This is a genomic window from Bifidobacterium amazonense, assembly GCF_018555435.2.
GTDB classification, from domain to species: Bacteria; Actinomycetota; Actinomycetes; order Actinomycetales; family Bifidobacteriaceae; genus Bifidobacterium; species Bifidobacterium amazonense.
In genome coordinates this window covers 1-19838 of the sequence record NZ_JAFEJT020000058.1, presented here as the reverse complement: position 1 = coordinate 19838, position 19838 = coordinate 1, and the positions used below count along the sequence as shown (strand labels likewise).

15 protein-coding genes and 1 tRNA gene are annotated in these 19838 nt (G+C 65.7%); 6 read left to right on the top strand and 10 right to left on the bottom strand.

Features of this window, described 5'->3' with window-relative positions; all coding sequences use genetic code 11:
• The first annotated feature begins 377 nt into the window (after window positions 1–377).
• A complete protein-coding gene (locus JS533_RS11185; protein WP_241514629.1) occupies window positions 378–1142 on the top strand; it encodes a DedA family protein in 765 nt (254 codons plus the stop codon).
• Between the two features lie 92 nt (window positions 1143–1234).
• Window positions 1235–1307: transfer RNA gene (locus JS533_RS11180), tRNA-Ala, on the top strand.
• A gap of 465 nt (window positions 1308–1772) precedes the next feature.
• Here JS533_RS11180 and JS533_RS11175 read toward each other — a convergent pair.
• From JS533_RS11175 to JS533_RS11150, 6 genes are all read right to left on the bottom strand, one after another.
• Window positions 1773–2528 carry a type 1 glutamine amidotransferase gene (locus tag JS533_RS11175; protein ID WP_241514632.1) on the bottom strand — a complete coding sequence of 252 codons (756 nt, stop codon included), beginning with the start codon at window positions 2526–2528 and terminating at the stop codon, window positions 1773–1775.
• Window positions 2529–2537: 9 nt separating this feature from the next.
• Window positions 2538–3953, bottom strand: a complete 1416-nt coding sequence (locus JS533_RS11170) for a Mur ligase family protein (RefSeq protein WP_241514627.1) — start codon at window positions 3951–3953, stop codon at window positions 2538–2540.
• 1 nt (window position 3954) lies between these two features.
• Entirely contained in the window at window positions 3955–5382 is a 1428-nt protein-coding gene (dnaB, locus tag JS533_RS11165) for a replicative DNA helicase (RefSeq protein ID WP_241514625.1), read from the bottom strand.
• Between the two features lie 188 nt (window positions 5383–5570).
• A complete protein-coding gene (locus tag JS533_RS11160) occupies window positions 5571–6701 on the bottom strand; it encodes an AAA family ATPase (protein WP_241514623.1) in 1131 nt (376 codons plus the stop codon).
• Between the two features lie 6 nt (window positions 6702–6707).
• A complete protein-coding gene (gene pnuC / locus JS533_RS11155) occupies window positions 6708–7538 on the bottom strand; it encodes a nicotinamide riboside transporter PnuC (protein ID WP_241514621.1) in 831 nt (276 codons plus the stop codon).
• 479 nt (window positions 7539–8017) lie between these two features.
• A complete protein-coding gene (locus JS533_RS11150; protein WP_241514619.1) occupies window positions 8018–8530 on the bottom strand; it encodes an NUDIX domain-containing protein in 513 nt (170 codons plus the stop codon).
• Window positions 8531–9010: 480 nt separating this feature from the next.
• Here JS533_RS11150 and JS533_RS11145 point away from each other — a divergent pair, with 480 nt between their 5' ends.
• Window positions 9011–10366: an MATE family efflux transporter gene (locus tag JS533_RS11145; protein ID WP_241514617.1), complete on the top strand. Its 1356-nt coding sequence runs from the start codon at window positions 9011–9013 to the stop codon at window positions 10364–10366.
• A gap of 39 nt (window positions 10367–10405) precedes the next feature.
• Here JS533_RS11145 and JS533_RS11140 read toward each other — a convergent pair whose 3' ends face one another.
• The 4 genes from JS533_RS11140 to ftsY all read right to left on the bottom strand — a co-directional run bounded on the left by JS533_RS11140 (window position 10406) and on the right by ftsY (window position 15667).
• On the bottom strand, window positions 10406–12235 hold the full coding sequence (locus JS533_RS11140; protein ID WP_241514616.1) for a [protein-PII] uridylyltransferase family protein: 1830 nt from the start codon (window positions 12233–12235) through the stop codon (window positions 10406–10408).
• 138 nt (window positions 12236–12373) lie between these two features.
• Window positions 12374–12712: a P-II family nitrogen regulator gene (locus JS533_RS11135; RefSeq protein ID WP_003807443.1), complete on the bottom strand. Its 339-nt coding sequence runs from the start codon at window positions 12710–12712 to the stop codon at window positions 12374–12376.
• 1 nt (window position 12713) lies between these two features.
• A complete protein-coding gene (locus tag JS533_RS11130) occupies window positions 12714–13997 on the bottom strand; it encodes an ammonium transporter (RefSeq protein WP_241514614.1) in 1284 nt (427 codons plus the stop codon).
• Window positions 13998–14302: 305 nt separating this feature from the next.
• Entirely contained in the window at window positions 14303–15667 is a 1365-nt protein-coding gene (ftsY, locus tag JS533_RS11125; RefSeq protein ID WP_241514613.1) for a signal recognition particle-docking protein FtsY, read from the bottom strand.
• Window positions 15668–15757: 90 nt separating this feature from the next.
• On the opposite strand from ftsY, the gene JS533_RS11120 reads away from it, so the two are divergent.
• From JS533_RS11120 to JS533_RS11110, 3 genes are all read left to right on the top strand, one after another.
• A complete protein-coding gene (locus tag JS533_RS11120; protein ID WP_241514630.1) occupies window positions 15758–16441 on the top strand; it encodes a TetR/AcrR family transcriptional regulator in 684 nt (227 codons plus the stop codon).
• Window positions 16442–16515: 74 nt separating this feature from the next.
• Window positions 16516–17550 (top strand): glycosyltransferase family 2 protein, encoded by a 1035-nt coding sequence (locus JS533_RS11115; RefSeq protein ID WP_241514611.1) that lies wholly within the window; start codon window positions 16516–16518, stop codon window positions 17548–17550.
• 248 nt (window positions 17551–17798) lie between these two features.
• Window positions 17799–19763, top strand: a complete 1965-nt coding sequence (locus tag JS533_RS11110) for a DUF5696 domain-containing protein (protein ID WP_241514610.1) — start codon at window positions 17799–17801, stop codon at window positions 19761–19763.
• Window positions 19764–19838: the final 75 nt, after the last annotated feature.

Here is a 19838-nt window from a genome sequence, read left to right as displayed (position 1 = left end):
TGCATATGCTCGCCGTCCGTCGGTTCGATGCGCTGGTCCATGTCGCTCCCCGATCCTTACGCCCCGCGGTACCGTCGCGATACCGCCGTGATTCCATGTGTTCGCGACCGCCGCGCCCCGCGCTGGGCTCCCGACTCTGGGCGAGCGATCGCCACCCATCATACAACGGTTTCCGACTTTATTTATAACCCAATAAATAAGGCATGGGCACCGAAGTTCCGTCGGGCTCGGGCGACGCACCTTTGCCGACCGGGCACCTCCAATATCTTGCGCCGGAACAGCACCCACATACGGCGGCGGCCCCTCTTACACGCCCGCTGGTATCGTTCGTACAGGTCTACAAATTTGACATTCGCAACGATATTGACGGGATGTTCATGGGTTTCATCAATTTCATCATCGAGCTGCTCAAGGATCCGCGCGCGGCGATCGCCGGCTGGATCGCGATGGGCGTGGCGCCCACGCTCGGCTTCATCTTCCTCATCGTGTTCATCGAAACGGGCGTCGTCTTCTTCCCGTTCCTGCCGGGCGACTCGCTGCTGTTCGCGGCCGGCGTGTTCGCGGCCCCCGACGCCACCACCGGCAACGTAGCGCTGCCGCTGCACTATCTGCTGCCGGTCGTGTGGTGCGCGCCGATCATCGGCGACCAGTGCAACTACTTCATCGGCCACTTCTTCGGCCGCCGCATCATCGCGTCCGGCAAGGTGAAGGCCATGACGCCCGAGCGTATCGAGAAGACCGAGAAGATGATCGAGAAGTGGGGCCCGCTCGCGGTGTTCCTCGGCCGCTTCTTCCCGTTCATCCGTACGTTCATGCCGTTCATCTCCGGCATTTCGGGCATGCGCTGGCGCCGGTTCACGCCGTTCTCGGTGCTCGGCGGCTTCATCTGGTCGTCGCTGTTCACGTTGCTCGGCTACTTCTTCGGCAACATCCCGGCCGTGCAGCAGCATTTCGAGCTCGTGATCGTGCTGATTCTGGCCGTCTCGCTCATCCCGACGATCGTCGGCCTACTCAAGGCCAAGTTCGGCAAGAAGCAGCCGGCCGGCGACGCACCGGCATCGGACGCCGGTGCGAACGGCACGAACGGCACGGACGGCCTGATCGACAACGGCCAGGCCGCACCTCGCCACGCCAAGAAGTAGACGTCACAAAATCTTCACACTTCGAGTTGCGTTCGAGCGGATCGCGTATTAAAGTGTAGCGAGTTGTCCTGCGGAGCAAGACAACATCCAAAGGGGCTGTAGCTCAGTTGGTAGAGCGCTTCGTTCGCATCGAAGAGGTCGTGGTTTCGATTACCATCAGCTCCACGAAGAACCCTCGGGATTCCACCCCCGAGGGTTTTTCTTTACCCAAAATCCCTGACTGGCAGAAACCTCTCATTAAGGCATCCCCAACAAGAGATTTCTGCCACGCAATGATGCACGTGGCAGAGATCTCTCACTGACGGCGCACCAGCAAGAGAATTTCCGCCACGCCCTTCAGTTCCTATAGCCACGCAATGGCACACGTGACGGCATAAGAAAAGCCCGGCGGGTGCCGGGCTCAAAGGAGAAAGAAAGGAGATGAAGAAGAAAGGTGTTGGCCTTGCGGCCACAGTTGTTATATAACCATGCGTTCCATAGCGCAATATCGGTAAACACTGAAAATTACCTGAGAATCGGCGATCGGCCGGCGCACCTCAGCCCGATACGGCCGTACGATATGGCCGATCCGATACGGTCAGCACGGCGTGACAGTCCGGCACGACAGGCAGAGCCCGCATCCCCGGATCGCTACCTCGGCCGCTCGGCCGCGACGCGACGCGCCTCGTCGGCGGCCCGGTCGAGCGCGGCGAGCGCCGCACGCTGGTCGTCGCTCTGGTACCGCTCCGGCTCGAACGCGCCGTAGCGCCGTTCGACGGCCGTGCGGATGAGGAAATCGGCGATCGCGGGGTTCTTCGGCAGCAGCGAGCCGTGCATGTACGTGCCGATCACGTTGTGCACGCGCGCGCCTTCGGTGTGGTCCTCGCCGTTGTTGCCGCGACCGTCCGCGTCGACGTGGCCGAGCGGGCGCACGCCGTCGCGCAGGAACGTCTGTCCGGAATGGTTCTCGTAGCCGATCACGTCGCCGAAATCGTCGCTGTGTTCGACGAGGTTGCCGATCATGCGCACGTCCTGGCCGACCGTGTACGCACCGATCACGCCGATGCCGTCGAGCCGCGTGCCGTCGACCGTTTCGAAATACTCGCCGAACAGCTGGTACAGGCCGCAGATCATGAGCATCGGCACGCCGTCGGCCGCGAGCGTTCGCAGCAGGTCGGCGCGACGGAAGAAGTCGTCGATGATCTTCTTCTGGCCGGTGTCCTGTCCGCCGCCGCCGAGGATCATGTCGACGTGGTCCGGCCAGTCGTCGCCCTGGTTGTATGCGGTGACGCGCGGCTCGTAGCCGTACAGCGCGAGACGGCGCGTGACGGTGAGCACGTTGCCGGAGTCGCCGTAGATGTTCATGTCCTTCGGATACAGGGACATGATGTCGATCGTGGTCATGATGGCGTCTCCTTACTTGCCTACGCCCGCGTCGGATACGTCGGCGATGCGGGCGAGCGCGGCGCGGACCTTGAGCATGGCGGTGTACGTGCAGTAGATGTGACGGCTGGTCGGGGCCGCGGCGGACGTTCCGGACGTTCCGGACGCGCCGGACGTCGGTTTGAGGAACGCGGCGAGCGCGGCGTCGATGTCGGTGTCGACCGCGCCGACCGGCACCTGATCGTAGCCGAGACGCAGCGCCATGTCCCACGCGCGCACGCCGGAGACCTGCCTGACGCCGGTGCCGCGCAGGCTGGTGAAGTCGACGTCCCACAGCCAGCTCATGTCGCGGCCGTCGGCATATTCGTCGTTGATGACGATCATCGTGTCGGTCGTGTCGGACGGCGGGAAGCTGGCGAGCGACAGGCGGAATCCCATCGGGTTCTTGACGAGCAGCAGTTCGGTCGGGCAACCGTTGACGTCGATGACCTCGCCGCGGCCGAACGCGGGCGTGACGCGCGCGACGGCGGCGAGCAGGGTGTCGATCGGGGCGTCCGGTTTGATCGCGTGCACGACCGCGAGCGCTGCGGCGGCGTTGTACAGGTTGTAAACGCCTTCGAGCTTGACCGTGGTCGTGTGCGGACGCGACGACTGGTCGCCGGCGAACAGGAAGTCGGCCTCGTGGTCGCCCACGCGGGTGAGCGTCACGTCGGCGGGAAGTTGCTGGGCGGCGGACGATGATGCCGGAGCGGTGTCCTTGGACGTGGCGGACGCCGCACCTTCCACCGCGACGGTCGTCGCCATGTCGTCGTCGGACGGGAAGAACGAGCGCAGGTCGTCGCTCAGGCCGAAGTAGCGCACGTTCGCACCCGGCTGGCGTACCAGCTCGGCGAGTCGCGCGATGCGTGGATCCTCGCGGTTGAGCACGACCGTGCCGGTCGTCGCCTCGGCCACGTGCCCGAGCAGCCGCGCGGTGTTGTCGATCTCGCCGAACCGGTCGAGCTGGTCGCGCATCACGTTGAGCAGCAGCGCGTACCGCGGGCGCACCTGCCGCACGAAATGCACGGCGTACGCCTCGTCCAGCTCGAGCACGGCGATGTCGGCGTCGAGCCGTCCGCCGAGCGACACGCGTTCGAGCAGCGCGGAGACGACGCCGCGCGTGAAGTTCGATCCGGTCGGGTTGGTGAACACGCGCAACCCCAGATCGGACAGCATCGACGCGACCATGCGCGTGGTCGTCGTCTTGCCGTTCGTGCCGGAGACGAGCACCACGCCGAGCGGCAGCTGTGCGAGCGTTCGCGCGAGGAATCCCGGATCGATCCGCTCCGCGATCCTGCCGGGGAACGCGGATCCGCCGTGTTTGGTCACGCGGGCCGCCGCGCGCACGAGCTTGCCGATCGCGGGCGTCGCGAACGCGTTCCACGGCCGCTTTCCTGTGGTTTCCGTCATCTCACACCCCCTGATTCGCGTTGTAGTCCTGCGGCATGTCTTTGAACTTGGACGTGGCGCCGAGGAACGCCAGATGGAACGTTTCGGTCGGACCGTTGCGGTGCTTGGCCATGATGATGTCGGCCTCGCCCGGCCGGTCCTCCTTGTCGTAGAAGTCCGGTCGATGCACGAGGAACACCACGTCGGCGTCCTGTTCGATCGAGCCGGATTCTCGCAGGTCGGACAGCTGCGGCTTCTTGTCGTTGCGCATCTCCGGGCCACGGTTGAGCTGCGAGAGCGCCACGACCGGCACCTCGAGCTCCTTGGCGAGGAGCTTCAGCGCACGCGAGAACTCGGAGACCTCCTGCTGGCGGCTTTCGACGTGCTTGCCGGAGGTCATCAGCTGCAGGTAGTCGATCACGACGAGCTTGAGATCGTTGGTCTGCTTGAGCCGGCGGCATTTCGCGCGGATCTCCATCAGGCTCATGTTCGGCGAGTCGTCGATGAACAGCGGCGCGTTGCGCATCTTGTCCCAGAAGTTGTTGAGCGTCGTCCAGCGTTCCGGCGTCAGGTTGTCGTCGTCCGCGCGACGCAGCGCGACGAGCGGGATGTTCGTTTCGGCCGAGATGATGCGCTGCGCGAGCTCGACCTTGCTCATCTCGAGACTGAACACGATCGACGTGAGCCCGTGGTGCAGCGCGGCCGCGCGCGCGAAGTCGATGCCGAGCGTCGACTTGCCCATGGCCGGGCGGCCGGCGACGACGATCATCTGGCCGGGCTGCAGGCCCTGCGTCACGTCGTCGATGTCGCGGAAGCCCGTCGGCACGCCCTTGTTGACGAGTCCCTGCTGCAGTTTGTCGAGCTGGTCGAGCGCGTCGTGCACGACCGGACCGATCGCCGTATAGTCCTGCCGCACCTTGCCGACGCTCATCTCGTACACTTCGGCCTGCGCGAGATTGACGACGTCCTCGGCCTGCGAGCCTTCCGCCGAATAGCCGAGCTGTGCGATCTTGGTGCCGGCGGCGATCACGTTGCGCAGGATCGCGCGCTGATGCACGATCTCCGCGTAATACGTGGCGTTCGCGGCGGTCGGCACGGACGCGACGAGGCTGTGCAGATAGTCCGCGCCGCCGACCTTGTCGAGATCGCCGTCGGCGAGCAGCTTGTTCGCGACGAGCACGACGTCGACCGGCTGCGACGCGGAGAACAGCGTGATGATCGCGTCGTAGATCGTCTGGTGCTTCGGCTGGTAGAAATCGGCCTCGTCGATCATCTGCGACACTTCGCCGATGGCGTCCTTGCTCATCAGCATGCCGCCGAGCACGGCCATTTCCGCGTCGTCGTCGTGCGGCGGCACGCGGTCGAACAGCGCGTCGCGCACGGACGCGCCCGAGCCGCCGTTGCCCGCCGATTCGGGGCGGTTGTCTTCCCAGTTGGTTCCTTCTGCCATAGTCCCCGAGTATAGATTGCCCCGGGCATAGCCGCCCCGGCCGGCCAGTGGGCCGCACAGCCCGCGCACGGTAGGACTGCGCTAACGGTCGGTAGGACCCAGCTCACGGTTGCGACGGCTTTTGCGTTAGTCGAGTCCTACCGTGCGTTAGCCGAGTCCTACCGACGGTCCTGGCAGCACCAGCCCTGTTAATTGCGCGGCGTGAAGCCGGTGCGTTCGGCGATCACGCGGATCGCGTGGGCGTCACGCTCGGCGAACGTCTTGTCGTCGAGCATGACGACGCGGTCGGCGTACGGCGATTCGTCGAGCACCTTCATCAGCGTCTCATGGAACCTGTACCGATCGGACGCCCACTGCATCGCACGGAACCCGTCGTCCACGTACTTGGTGACGGGCGGGATCACGAGCACCAGATCGGGCCGCTCCTGCCGAATCACCATGTCGAACGTCGAGTCGAGCCGCGCGGCCTCCTCGGGCGGCAGGTAGCGTTCCACGTACGTTTTGGTGACCATCGCGTCGGTGTCGAGGAAGACGATGCCGTGGTTCGCATCGGATGCGAGCGCCTGCTCGTTCTGTCCGAACTTGCTCAGGATGAGCCGCTGGTAGTCGAACGCGGTCAGCTCGTCGTCGTCCACGTTGCAGGACTCCTCGAATTCGCGCGCGTATTCGACGGCGATCGGAGCGTCGAACAGTTTCGACAGTCGTGTGACCATCGTCGTCTTGCCGACGGACGCGCTGCCGACGACGAGCACGACGGTCGTGAACTCGCGGCGGAACGTGTGGTTGATGACCGACCAGTACTTGCGATTGTGCGGATCGTCGCAGATCGTGCGTTGCAGGTCGTCGGAGCCGTCGACGAAGTCGCCGACGGTCCAGCGGACGTCGTGCTCCCACGCGTTGCGCAGCGTGCGATCGACGTCGTGGATGTCGGTGACGACGGTGAACGTCGCGTTCGCGGCCGAGTCCGGCGCGAGCGCGGACAGCACGGTCTCCTTGAGCTGCTTGATCCATGCGGGAGCGTCGGCGGCGGTCTCCTCGTCGTTCCAGATCAGTTTCTTCGGGCTGATCGCGGGGTCGTCGTTGAACGCTTCGCGCAGGTAACGGTATCGGTTGCGGGCGCTCATGCCGGTGAGCGAGTCGAGGCCGATGCCGTCGGCCGGGTCGGGGCGCGAGGCGAGCACGAGGATCACGCCGTCGTAGTGCGAGGCGAGATCGTAGATGCGCTGTTCGAGCCCGACGTGCAGCGGGCTGAAGCGGCTGACGACGACGGCGAACCGCGAGCCGGCGAGGGGTGCGGTGGACAGGTTGCAGCTGGGCATCGCGGATCAGGCCTTCGCGGCGGCGACGGAACGGGACTGCTGCGCGGACTGGGCGTCGGCGCGCTCGGCCGCGGCGGAGACGCTGTCCTTGTGGAACCAGACCCACGTGCCGTAGAAGCCGTTGACGAGCATGACGACCTGCAGCACGAACATCGACATCGCGCCCGGGCCGCCGGCGGCGAGCTGATTCCACCAGATGACGACCTTGATCACGTCGAGCAGCAGCCATGCGATCCACTGCGAACGGTAGCCGTAGGTCATCAGCACCTGGCCGATGATGCCGAGCGGCAGCAGCGTGCCGTCGAGCCAGATCTGCACGCCGCCGGTCGCGTGCGACGTGAACACGACGATCAGGTAGACGGCCACGGTGAAGACGACGGCGAGCAGGCCCTGCCACCAGGTGATGTTGCGGGCCTTGACCTCGGCGGAGCCGACCGCGGACGAGTCGGAGCCGGCGGCCTGCTGGCGGTCGAGCTGACGCTGCCAGACGTACACGCCGACGAACTGCATGATGACGTAGAAGATCTGGGAGAAGATGTCGCCGACGAGGTGGTTCATGACGGCGACCCACAGCCACGTCGCGCAGCCGAGGAAGCCCCACAGGTAGTTGGTCAGGCGGCCGCGGTCGACGAGGATCAGGTTGAAGACGATGCAGATGCCGGAGATCAGGCCGATCCAGTCGGCGGCCGTGTACGAGCCGGCGAAGATGAAGGAGATGATCTGGGCGAGCAGCATCGCCCCGATCAGAGTGAATTCGCCGGGCTTGAAGTCCAGCAGTTCGCGCACGACGCGCTTGGGGTCGACGGCGTTCCTCACGCCGTTCATCAGATCGTTCATCACGGTGCCTCTCTTGTTTTCTTTCCAGACGTCACCGTTACGCTATACCCACATATGGTCAATCTGACTATTACTCATCCGGCATGTGGTCACGACGTATGTCGGAATCGCGCGAAGCGCGATGCAGTTTGTCGGCGGCGCATTCGCGCCGCGGAGCTCCCCAGTCCGGCTGCACCGGACAGCCCCCTCAGTGAGGGGGCCGAGACTACCGCCAGCATCTTGTCGGCTTGTCTGTTAGCTCGCACAACACCTACGAACGTCTTCGCTTCTGCCAGTATCATATCGTTGTATGGCAGAGACGCTAACGGAGTCTCGGCCCCCTCACTGAGGGGGCTGTCAGCCGTAGGCTGACTGGGGGAGCTCGCGGCCGCATGGCCGCTGACAGCACAGCATCGTGCGAAGCGCGATTCCGAGACGACGGGCCATCTTAGCCCATCGAAACACGAAAAAGCCGCTTCGTTGAGCGGCCCCCACAGACCCTACTGGTACTTTTCCGCGATGTCCGGATCGACCGCGTTGAAGTGTTCGAGCGCGATCAGCACCAGCGGCGAGGCGTTGCACTCGTTCATCGCGATCTTCGCGACGTAGCGGTAGTCGGCGTCGCCGTCGTACATGAACTTCTCATCAGGCACGTCCACCACGCAGTGCGCGATCTCGCAGGTATGCACCAGCTTGCGCGGCTCGTCGGAGGCCGCAACGCCCCCTGCAGCCTCGGCATCCTGTGCCACCCCGGGCGCGGCGGGCTCCGTCTCGCCGATGCGGGTGATCAGGTACTCGTTGCCGTACACCAGCTGCGCTCCGGTCTCTTCGTCGATGGTGCGCTTGAGCGTCTCGTCGCGGTTCTCGCCCGGCAACTGGGCACCGCCCGGCAGATCGTATTTGCCGGCGTACGGACCGTCCTTGCGCGTGATCACCAGCAGCTTGTTGCCGGTCGGATCCTCGATATATCCGTACACGCCGTGGTAGTACTCAACATCCTTGCCGTCGCTCATCTCAGGTCCTTTCCTATGGCCCGCATCCATCATGCCACCGCGTGCGATGCGACGCACCAGCGCAACCCAAAACCGGACGCGGAAGCAGGTGAATTGCACGTGAACGCGGCGTAGTTACGCACACGAGAGAACATAGTCACCGAGCGTTCACCTTGCCGACGTGAACACGACACGCACGGATTGCTCCGATGTGGATAACCAAAATCGAGTTATCCACATTTCGAGGATAACCCTGTGGGCAATCCACCAAGTTATCCACATATTGGGGATAACTCTGTGCATAACTTGGGGATAACTTGTGGACAGTCCGCATCGCATGAGACCGCGATTTGCCACCGCGGCAGCACCTGTGATATAAGCGGCACACCCGTCCGGCAACGCCCCGAATCGCACATCATCCATGTGCGTTTGCACATGCCAAAGTACCGGACATGCAGCCGCCACACTCCCGTACACAGAACGCCGAGTACGGTGGACGTCATGAGCACACGCACGAATCAAAACGGCAGCACCGCCAACGTCAACCGTCACATCCTCGCGCTCGCGCTGCCCACGTTCGGCCAGCTCATCGCCGAACCAACGTTCATCATCATCGACACGGCCATCGTCGGACACATCGGCGACGCGGCGCTGGCCGGACTGTCGATCGGCTCGACGATCATCCTCACCGCGGTCGGCCTGTGCATCTTCCTCGCGTATTCGACCACCGCGCAGGTCGCGCACCTGCTGGGCGCGGGCCGCCGGCGCGAGGGACTGCAAGCCGGCATCGACGGACTGTGGCTGGCACTCGGCATCGGCGTCGTGCTGGCCGTCGGCCTGTTCGCCGGCGCGGAATCGTTGTGCCGGGCGCTCGGCGGCCACGGCGAAGTGCTCACGCAGGCGGTCGCGTACACGCGCGCGATCGTGCTGGGCGCGCCCGGCATGCTGCTCGTCTACGCGGCGAACGGCATCTTCCGCGGATTGCAGAAGGTGCGCATCACGCTGATCGCGGCGGTGAGCGGGGCCGTGCTCAACACTGTGCTCGAGGTGCTGTTCGTGATCGTGTTCGGCTGGGGCATCACCGGTTCCGGCGCGGCGACGCTGATCGCGCAATGGTATATGGGACTATTCCTCACGGTTCCGGCGATCCTGTGGGCGCGGGCGGATGGCGCGAGCCTGCGGCCTCGACTGGAGGGCATCGCGGCGGCGGGTGGCGACGGACTGCCGCTGTTCGTGCGCACGTTGGCGATCCGCGCGGCGATGGTGGCGACGGTGGCGTGCGCGGCCCGTATGGGCACGTCCGTGCTGGCCGGGTTCCAGGCGGTGAACTCGTGTTGGAATTTCGCGATGAACATGCTCGATTCGGTGGGCATCGCCGGGCAGGCGCTCGTGGCCACGGCGCTGGGCGCGGGCGGGGTCGCCGGTCGGACGCGCGCCCGGCGGCTCACCGCGGCGACCGGACGCGCCGGATTGGCGACCGGAGCGCTGATCGGCGTCGGATTCGCGGTGATCGGCCTGTTCGCCGGTCACGTCTTTTCCCCCACGCCGGTCGTGCAGCTGCTGGTGGCCGCCGGCATGGTGACGATGGGAGTGTTCTTCCCGCTGCAGGGCTGGATGATGGCGATCGACGGCATCCTGATCGGCGCGCGCGACTACCGGTATCTGGCTGCAACCTGCACGGCCACCGCCGCGATCTACATCGCGCTCGTCGTCACGCTGGCCGACGCGGCCGCGCCGACGCTGCCGAACGATCTCGCCCGCACGGTCGCCCTGTGGACGCTGTTCAACCTGGTGCTCATGGGCGGGCGCGGCCTGTTCAACGGCCTGCGAGTCCGCACCGATCGCTGGATGCGCTGATCGCCGGGCACGCCACCGCCGGGCACGCCACCGCAGACGTCACATGGCCGCCCGGGCCGCCTCATACATGCCGCGCACGATCGCCTCGCGCCACCGCGACCAGCCGTACTGTTTGGTGAGCTGTTCGCCGGCCGTGGCGCCGAGCGAGGATCCGTCGGCGCGCGTCAGATCGTAGAGCATGTCGAGCAGCACCCGGTCGCCGTTCACGCGGGCCGCCAGTTCCACGCCCGTCGCCGGATCGTTCGGATCGCGCCCGGTGGCGAACTCCGACAGGGTCAGATGCTGCCGCACCAGCAGCGTGGCCCAACCCACCACGTCCGGCGCGTAACCCATGCGTTTCAGGATCACCGGCACATGCTTCGCGCCCTCCGCCGCATGGTCGGTCACGAACGGCCGCTTGCCGATGTCGTGCAGCAAGCCTGCCAGCAGCAGCGTCGTGTAATGATCGTCGTCGTACTGCCGCCCCGACGCCGCCGACACCCGTTCCAGCCGCGAGACCACTTCGATGCTGTGCCGGTCGATCGTATACCGGTGCGCGGCGGACGCGCTCGGACGGTTGCGGATGCCCAGCCATTCGGGCATCCAGCGACCGGGAATATCGACGAAGTCGATCTCGTCCCACACGCGCATGAGCTCGGGTCCGCTGGCGAGCAGCCGCACGAACAGGTCGCGCGTCTCCCCGCTCCACACCGAGTCGCGGATCGGCGCGTGCCGCAGATTGGCCAGCGTGGCCGGGTTGATCGGCAGTTTCGATTCCGCCGACGCCACGGCCGCCCGCAACGGCAGGGCCGCGTCGCGCGCCGGGTCGACGCCGGGGGCCAGCACCACTTCGCCCTCATGCGAGACGATGCCGGGCGCGAGCACGTCGAATTTCGGGGCCTCGCGCTTGCCGCCGGCGCGCGGATTCATCATCTGGAAGAACGAGAACCGCGGGCGTTCGTGCGTGATCGAATGCTGCGCGCGCGAGGCGGTCGAGTCGAGCGCGAACGCGATCTGCCGGCCGATGCGCGCGAGCCGCGTCTGCAGATCGTCGATGGAACGCGCCTCGCGTTCTCCCTCGGGCAGGGTCGGGTCGGCGAAGCCGAGCATCGCCGCGACCTTCGCCTGATACGGCGTGAGCAGCAGGTTCGTGTCCTTGTTCGCGGCCAAGTGGATGCAGTCGCGCACGTCGAGCAACGCGTCGACGGCGTCGTCGTACGCGCCGTGCGGACGGTCGGCCAGCCACGATGCGGCGAGCGCGGAGACGAGCACGGAGTCGCGCAGGCCGCCGCGCGTCTCCTTGATGTCGGGCTGATTGAGGTAAGGAAGACGGCCGAATTCGTCGAGTCGTTTCTGCGCGGAGTCGAGCAGTTCGGGCAGACGTTTGCGCGCGGCCTTGCGCCAGCGTTCGAGGATGGACGCGGCCGTGTCGGAGATGAGCTGCGTGTCGCCGGCGATCGGACGCACGTCGAGCCAGCCCATGGCGGCCGGCAGGTCCTTGTCGGTGACCGATTCGCATTGTTGGCGTGTGCGTACGGAATGGTCGAGGTCGAGTCCGGAATCCCACAACGGATACCAGAGTTTGTTGGCGAGCTCGTTGAGTTGCTGGTCGTTGAGCGCGTGCGATTCGTAGATGATGACGAGGTCGAGGTCGGAGCTGGGGCCGATCTGTCCGCGCGCGAGCGAGCCGACGGCGGCGAGGCCGACGCCCTTGTCCGGCACGTCGAACGGGACCGCCGCGACCGCCTCCTGCCATAGCCGTGTCAGACAGTCCATCGCCAGATCGGTGCGCGCCTTGCGTTTGGCCGCGCCGTCGCGGTAGATGCCGTCCGGATCAGGCTGGCTCATCGCCATGAACCGCGCCTTGAGTTTGTCGACCGCCGAAGTCATAAGGATTCCCGTTCCTTTGCCGTATGTTTCCTGGCAGAGCCTATGAGCCTATGAAAAATCCCCGCACGGCGCGAAGCACGTGCGGGGATCTGTCTTATTGATAACCCGAGCCGTAACCGGCGACCCGGGCCGATTTGATCAGATCGCGGCGGATCCGGTTTCGCCGGTGCGCACGCGGGTCACGGAGTCAAGAGGAGCGACCCAGACCTTGCCGTCGCCGATGGTGCCGGAGCCGGCGGACTTGACGATCACGCCCACGAGCGTTTCCGCGTCGGCGTCGTCGGAGAGCACCTCGATGCGGATCTTCGGGATCAGGTCCACGGTGTATTCGGCACCGCGGTAGACCTCGGTGTGGCCACGCTGACGGCCGTAGCCGTTGGCTTCCGAGACGGTCAGGCCGTGCACGCCGGCCGCGGCGAGCGCCTCCTTGACATCGTCGAGCTTATGGGGCTGGATGATAGCGGTGATGAGCTTCATCTCACCTCACCTCCTTAAGAACAGAGCTGGCGGTTCCAGCAAAATCGTACGCGCGTTCGCCCTGATCCGCGAGGTCGATTCCACCAACCTCCTGGGCTTCGGTGACGCGCCAGCCGACGGTCTTCTCGAGCGCGAAGGCAATGATCGCGGTGATGACGCCGGAGTAGAGGATCGCGACGAGCGCGATGATGATCTGCACGACGAGCTGCTTCCAGTCGCCGCCGGCCAGCAGGCCGGTGCCCTCGCCGAAGAAGCCGATGAGGACGGTGCCGGTCAGACCGCCGACGCCGTGCACGCCGACCACGTCAAGGGAGTCGTCGTAGCCGAGCTTGAACTTGAGGCCGCAGGCGAGGCAGGTGAGGATGCCGACGATCGCACCGAGCACGATGGCCCACAGCGGGGAGACGACATCGGCGGCCGGGGTGATGCCGACCAGGCCGGCGACCATACCGGAGGCGGCGCCGATGGCGGTGTAGTGGCCGGTGCGGATCTTCTCGGTGAAGCCCCAGGAGAGCATGGCGGCCGCGGCAGCGGCGGTGGTGGACACCCAGGCGTAGCCGGCGGTGCCGTTCGCGCCGAACGCGGAGCCGGCGTTGAAGCCGAACCAGCCGAACCACAGCAGGAACGCGCCGAGCATGACGAACGGGACGTTGTGCGGGCGGATCGGCTGCGTGCCGAAGCCCTTGCGCTTGCCGATGATGAGCACGATGATCAGCGCGGCGACTGCGGCGTTGATGTGGACGACGGTGCCGCCTGCGAAGTCGTGCGCGGCTGCGCCGATGGCCTGCGAGATCGCGCCGTCACCGGAGAGCAGACCGTGATTCCAGACCATGTGCGCCATCGGGGCGTAGTCGAACGTGATCCACAGGGCGACGAAGATCATCCACGTGCTGTACTTGACGCGCTCGGCGATGGAGCCGCAGATCAGGCCGACGGTGATCATCGCGAACGTGGTCTGGAAGGCGACGTCGATGCTGCCCGGATAGTCGCCGGACGTGTTGACGGCGGTGAAGACGCCGTCCTGCGCGACCATCGAATCCTTCAGCAGGAAGCCGGTGGCCGGATCGCCGAAGATGCCGCCGATCGACGTGCCGGCGTAGGCGATCGACCAGCCCCACAGGGTCCAGATGATCGCGGTGACCGACAGCGCGGCCGCCTCCAGCATGAGCATGTTCAGCACGGCCTTGGCGCGAACCATGCCGCCATAGAAGAACGCCACACCCGGCGTCATGAGGAAAACCAAGGACGCGGATGTCAACATCCATGCAGCATTTCCGGTGTCCATGCCAACCTCCCTCTCTTTTCTTTCGTCTTGTCCGCCAGCCCGTTGTACGAACCGAGCGGCCGGATTGTCTCGTTTTTGCCGTCCCCCGTGGCGGGGGCTAACACAACGGTATGGAACGCCGCCCGCGTTTTCTGTAGGTTACGGGAGGTTACGCGCATGTAAAACGCGGCTGATGCGCGGCATCGCATACGATTCGGCAAAGCCGCGCCGCACAGCGGTTTGACACGAAAAAACGTCCGCCCCCGGTTGCGGGGACGGACGTTTCAGGATGTGGCCGTCGATTCGGGCCGGCGGACGGCGATTCCTCAGGCGAGAATGCCGTCGACGAAGCCCTCCGGATCGAACGGCGCGAGGTCGTCGGGGCCTTCGCCGAGGCCGACGAGCTTGACCGGCACGCCGAGCTCCTTCTGCACGGAGATCACGATGCCGCCCTTGGCCGAGCCGTCGAGTTTGGAGAGCACCACGCCGGTGATGCCGATCGCCTCGGCGAACACCTTGGCCTGCGTCATGCCGTTCTGGCCGGTGGTCGCGTCGAGCACGAGCAGCACTTCGTCGACCGGCAGGTTCTTTTCGGTCACGCGACGGATCTTGCCCAGCTCGTCCATCAGATTGGCCTTGTTCTGCAGGCGACCGGCCGTGTCGATGATGAGCACGTCGGCGTTGTCCTGCTTGGCGCGCGCGCTGGCCTCGAACGCGACGGACGCCGGGTCGGCGCCGTCCTTGTCGGAGCGCACGACGGGCACGTTCACCTTCGCGCCCCACGTTTCGAGCTGGTCCGCGGCGGCCGCGCGGAACGTGTCGGCCGCGCCCATGACGACCTGCTTGCCGTCGGCGACGAACAGTCGCGCGAGCTTGCCTGCCGTGGTGGTCTTGCCGGTGCCGTTGACGCCGACCATGATGATGACGCTCGGCTTGTTCGCGCCCGGCTTGTTGACGTTGAGACGACGATCGGTGTCGCGTCCGACGAGGTCGAGCAGTTTCTCGCGCAGACTGGCGCGGACGTCGGCCGGATCGGCCTTGCCGGTGATGCGGGCGTCCTTGCGCAGCTCGTCGACCAGCTGTTCGCTGGCCTCGGCGCCAACGTCGGCGAGCAGCAGCGTGTCCTCGACGTCCTCCCAGTCGGCCTCGGTGAGGTTGTCCTTGGCGAGGATATTGAACAGGGCCTTGCCGAACGGGTTGGAGCTGTTCGCGAGCTTCGCCTTGAGCCGCTGGATGCGGGAAAGCGCCGATTCGGGCTTTTCGGCCTTGGGTTTGGCCGGCTCGGCGGGCTTGGCCGGTGCGACGGGAACGGGAGTCGGAGCGGGCTGCTCGGCCGGAGCCGACTGTTCCGGTGCGGGTTCGGCCGCTTCGACCGGTTCGGACGGAGCACCCGGAGCGGCCGGAGCCGCGGATTCGGCGGACGGTTCCGGTTCGGGTTTCTTGACGGAGGCACTCGGAACAGTCTCTGTGCCGGCCTCTTCGGCCTGCTTGCTTTCGGTCTGCGCGGCCTGGGCCTTGGCGGCCGCAGCCCGTTCGGCCGCTGCCTTCGCTTCGGCGGCCTGCCGGGCCTGTCGGGCCTCATCCGCGGCGGCGGACTGCTTGGCGGCGCGGCTCTTGACCACTCCCCAGGCAATCAGCGCAGCGACAATGACCACGACGGCCACAATGCCGATAATCATATTGGTATCCATGCTCCCAGCCTAAAAACCGCAACGGACAGCCGAAACCGGCCCACGGCGGCCGCACTGGCTACACTGGAACGCATGGCCAATACTTCACGCATGACATCACTCCAGCGCCGCGAACAGCTCATCCAGGTCGGACGCGCGCTGTTCGCCGCCAAGGGGTTCGAGGCGGTGAGCGTGGAGGAGATCGCCGCGAACGCGAAGGTGAGCAAGCCGATCGTCTACGAGCACTTCGGCGGCAAGGAAGGCCTGTACGCGGTGATCGTCGATCGTGAAATGCAGACGCTGACCAGCACGATCACGGCCACGCTCACCGATCCGGACATGCATCCACGGCAGATCGTCGAAAAGGCCGCCCTTGCGCTGCTCACGTACATCGAACAGAACGCGGACGGCTTCCAGGTACTCGTGCGCGACTCGCCGAGCACCGACCCGGCCGGATCGTTCAGCTCGCTGCTCGGCGACATCTCGCTGCAGGTCGAGGACCTGCTCACCGCGTCGTTCAAACGGCAGAAACTGCCGACCAAAGGCGTACCGTACTACGCGCAGATGCTCGTCGGCATGATCGTCTTCACCGGCCAGTACTGGGCTGACCGGCCGAAGGTGAGCAAGGAGCAGCTCGCCGCGTACATCGTCGATCTCGCGTGGCACGGCCTGTCGCGGCTCGAAGCCAAGCCCGAACTGCGTTTCGAGGGCAGACATGCGAAGGACCGCCCGGCGCCGACCGACGCCAACGCGACCGATCGTGCGTCGGAACGCGCAGATCAGGCCGAAGCCTAGCGCCAGATAAGACGCTGGTGCTAGCTTGGGGTGAGCAACCAACCGGCAGCAAGGGGACAAACCCGAGGGAGACCATGAACCAGACCGCGACCACACTGACCTTCATCGTGCCCGCATACAACATGGAGGAGTATCTCGAACGCTGCGTCTCCTCGCTGCTGCAGGCGCGCGACAACGGCGACATCGAAGTGCTCATCGTCGACGACGGCTCGCACGACTCCACGCCGCAGCTCGCCGACACGTACGAGCGTCGCTGGCCGGGCCGCGTACGCGCGATCCACCAGCCGAACAAAGGCCACGGCGGCGCGGTCAACACGGGTATCGCGAACGCGCGCGGCACGTACGTCAAGGTCGTCGACGCGGACGACTGGATCGACCCGCAGTCGATCGACACGATGATGGCGACGCTGCGCGAGCAGTGCGCGTCCGACCGGCCGGTCGACATGGTCGTCACGAACTACGTGTACGACAAGGTCGGCAAGCGACGCAAGCACACGGTGAACTTCCGCCACGCCATGCGGTCGGGCGAGATCCTGACCTGGGATGATCTGGGGCATTTCGGGCTCGCCGAGTACATCCTCATGCACGCGCTCACGTTCCGCACCGCGGTCGTGCGCGAGTCGGGCATGGTGCTGCCGGAGCACACGTTCTACGTCGACTTCATCTACGCGTACCAGCCGTTCACCAAGGTGCGCACGATGCTCTACCTCGACATGCCGTTCTACCACTACTTCATCGGCCGCGAGGGCCAGTCGGTGCAGACCGACGTGATGATCCGCCGAGTCGAGCAGCTCATCCTCGTCAACCACCGCATGGTCGAGGCGACGCCGGAACCGGGCACCGTGCCGGACGGCCTGTACAAGTACATGATCCACTTCCTCGCGATCGAAAGCTCGGTGACGTCGGTGTTCCTGATCCTCTCGCGCGACCCGGAGAACTATCGCAAGAAGGACCAGCTGTGGGCCGACATCGCCGCGCATTCGCCGGCGATCGGCCGCGACGTGCGTCGCAAGGTCATGTCGCGCGCGCTCAACCTGCCCGGTTCGGCCGGTCGCTGGATCATCCGCCACGGCTACACGATCGCCGAGCGCGTCGTCGGTTTCAACTGACGGACCGCTGCCGAACGGGCTGTAGGCGTGGCAAAACGGACAGACCACCGACGATACGCCACGCCTACAACCCACTCAGCGAAGCAAACCGTCGAAGAACCAACCGATTCACCACGCTGACAGGTCTAAGCGCGGCAAAACAGATGGTTCTTCGATGAATCACCCCGGTGAGAGCCCCCTCAGCGTGGCATGTCGTCTAGGATATAGGCGATATGCCACGCACAATCATGCCTTCAGGGAGGACGGCCATGCAATTCACCTGTTCGGGAACCAACGTTCGCTTCAACGAGGAGACGCTGCGGCTTGCCTTCCGCCGCGACGGCGCGGATTGGCAGTGGCACGACGGCTTCGCGCCGACGTTCGATTGCCGCTCGGACGGCGACGCGGCCGCCACAGCAACCGCCTGCAACCGCACGTTCGCGTTCGTCGACGCCGCGTCGATCACGCACGAGTTGCGCGAGACGGGCACCGGCGTCGGTATGTTCAGCACGTTCCGCGGATTCGGCGACGCGCCCGATTTCGCGTTCGCGACGTACGTGTGGGTCGAGCGCGCGTCCGGCGACGTGATCTGCGAGTGGATTCCGCTCGACGAGACCGGCCTCGACGTGACCGCGGTGCGTTGGCCGGGCGAGATGGCGTTCGACGGCGAGTCCGCGCGCGACGTCACGCTGATCACGCACCAGCAGGGCGTGATGATCCCGAACACGTGGCCGACGGCGGTCAGTTCGGAGCACGGCGACATCGTGTTCGGCGGACGGTTCGAGACGGCGGGCGGCTACATGCCGTGGTTCGCGCAGATCCGCGGCGACGCTGCGAGCTCCCCCGCCTACATCGCGATCTGCGAGACGCCGTGGAACGCCGGGTATGCGATCGAGCATCCGGCCGGCGGAACCTCCGACGAGTCCGGCACGTTCGTCGGCACGCGCATCGGCATGTGGTTCGAGCCGAGCCTTGGCCGCATGGACTACCGTCGCGTCGTCCGTTACCGTTTCCTGAGCGACGCCGACCATACGTCGGTCGCGAAGGCGTATCGTGCGTACGTTGACGAGCGCGGCCGTCTGCGCACGCTGGCCGAAAAGGCGGCACGCAACCCATCCGTACGCCGGCTGATCGGCTGCTCGTGGATGCACGTCGGCATCAAGACCGTCGTCCAGCCGGAGTCACGCTTCTACGATCACGAGCATCCGGAAGAGAACCTGCACGTGACATCGTTCGCCGCACGCGAGCGCCAGCTGCGGCAGCTGCACGAACTCGGCGCGGGCCGCGTCTACATGCATCTCGACGGCTGGGCCGAGCCGGGCTACGACAACCAGCATCCCGACTATCTGCCCGCATGCGAGGAGGCCGGCGGCTGGGCCGGCATGAAGGCGCTCGTCGATTCGTGCCACGAGCAGGGCGACCTGTTCGGCACGCACGACCAGTATCGCGACTACTACTTCGACGCGCGCACGTTCGACCGCAACAACGCGATCCGTCTGCTCGACGGCACGAACCCGGAGCAGACGATCTGGGCGGGCGGCCACCAGACCTTCCTGTGCGCCGAGCTTGCGCCCGACTACGTGCGCAGGAACTTCGCCGGAATCGCCGCGAACGGCGTGAAGCTCGATTGCGCATATCTCGACGTGTTCACCTGCAACGAGGGCGACGAATGCGCCAATCCCGAGCATCGCATGACCCGCCGCGACTGCTATGCGAAACGTGCGGAATGCTTCGAATACCTGCTCTCGCACGGTATCCTCTCCAGTTCGGAGGAGGTGTCGGACTGGGCCGTGCCGAGCCTCGTGTTCTGCCATTACGCGCCGTACGACTTCCAGATGCGCGATCCGTCCGCGCCGCGGCAGGGCGTGCCGGTGCCGCTGTACAACCTCGTGTATCACGATTGCGTGATCCAGCCGTGGATGATGGACCGCGTCGCGGACGGCGACGACTACATGCTGTACGCGCTCATCAACGGCGGCGCGCCGTATCTGATCCGCGACGCCGCGTACGTCGGCGTGGACGGCGACATGAGCCCCGAGCAGAAGGCGCAGGCCGAGAACGACATCGAACGGTGCAATGTGGTCGCCGCACTGCACGAGAAGGTCGGCATGAGCGAGCTCGTGCGGCACGAGTTCGTCGGCGGCGACCCGCTCGTGCAGCGTTCCGTGTTCGCGGACGGCACGTCCGTCACCTGCGACTTCCGTGCGCAGACCTACCGCATCGAAACCGCATAAGACGCAGCGCTGCGCGATTCCGAGAGGTCGCGGCCATCCGCTGGGTCTCGGAATCGCGCTATCGCGCGATGCTGT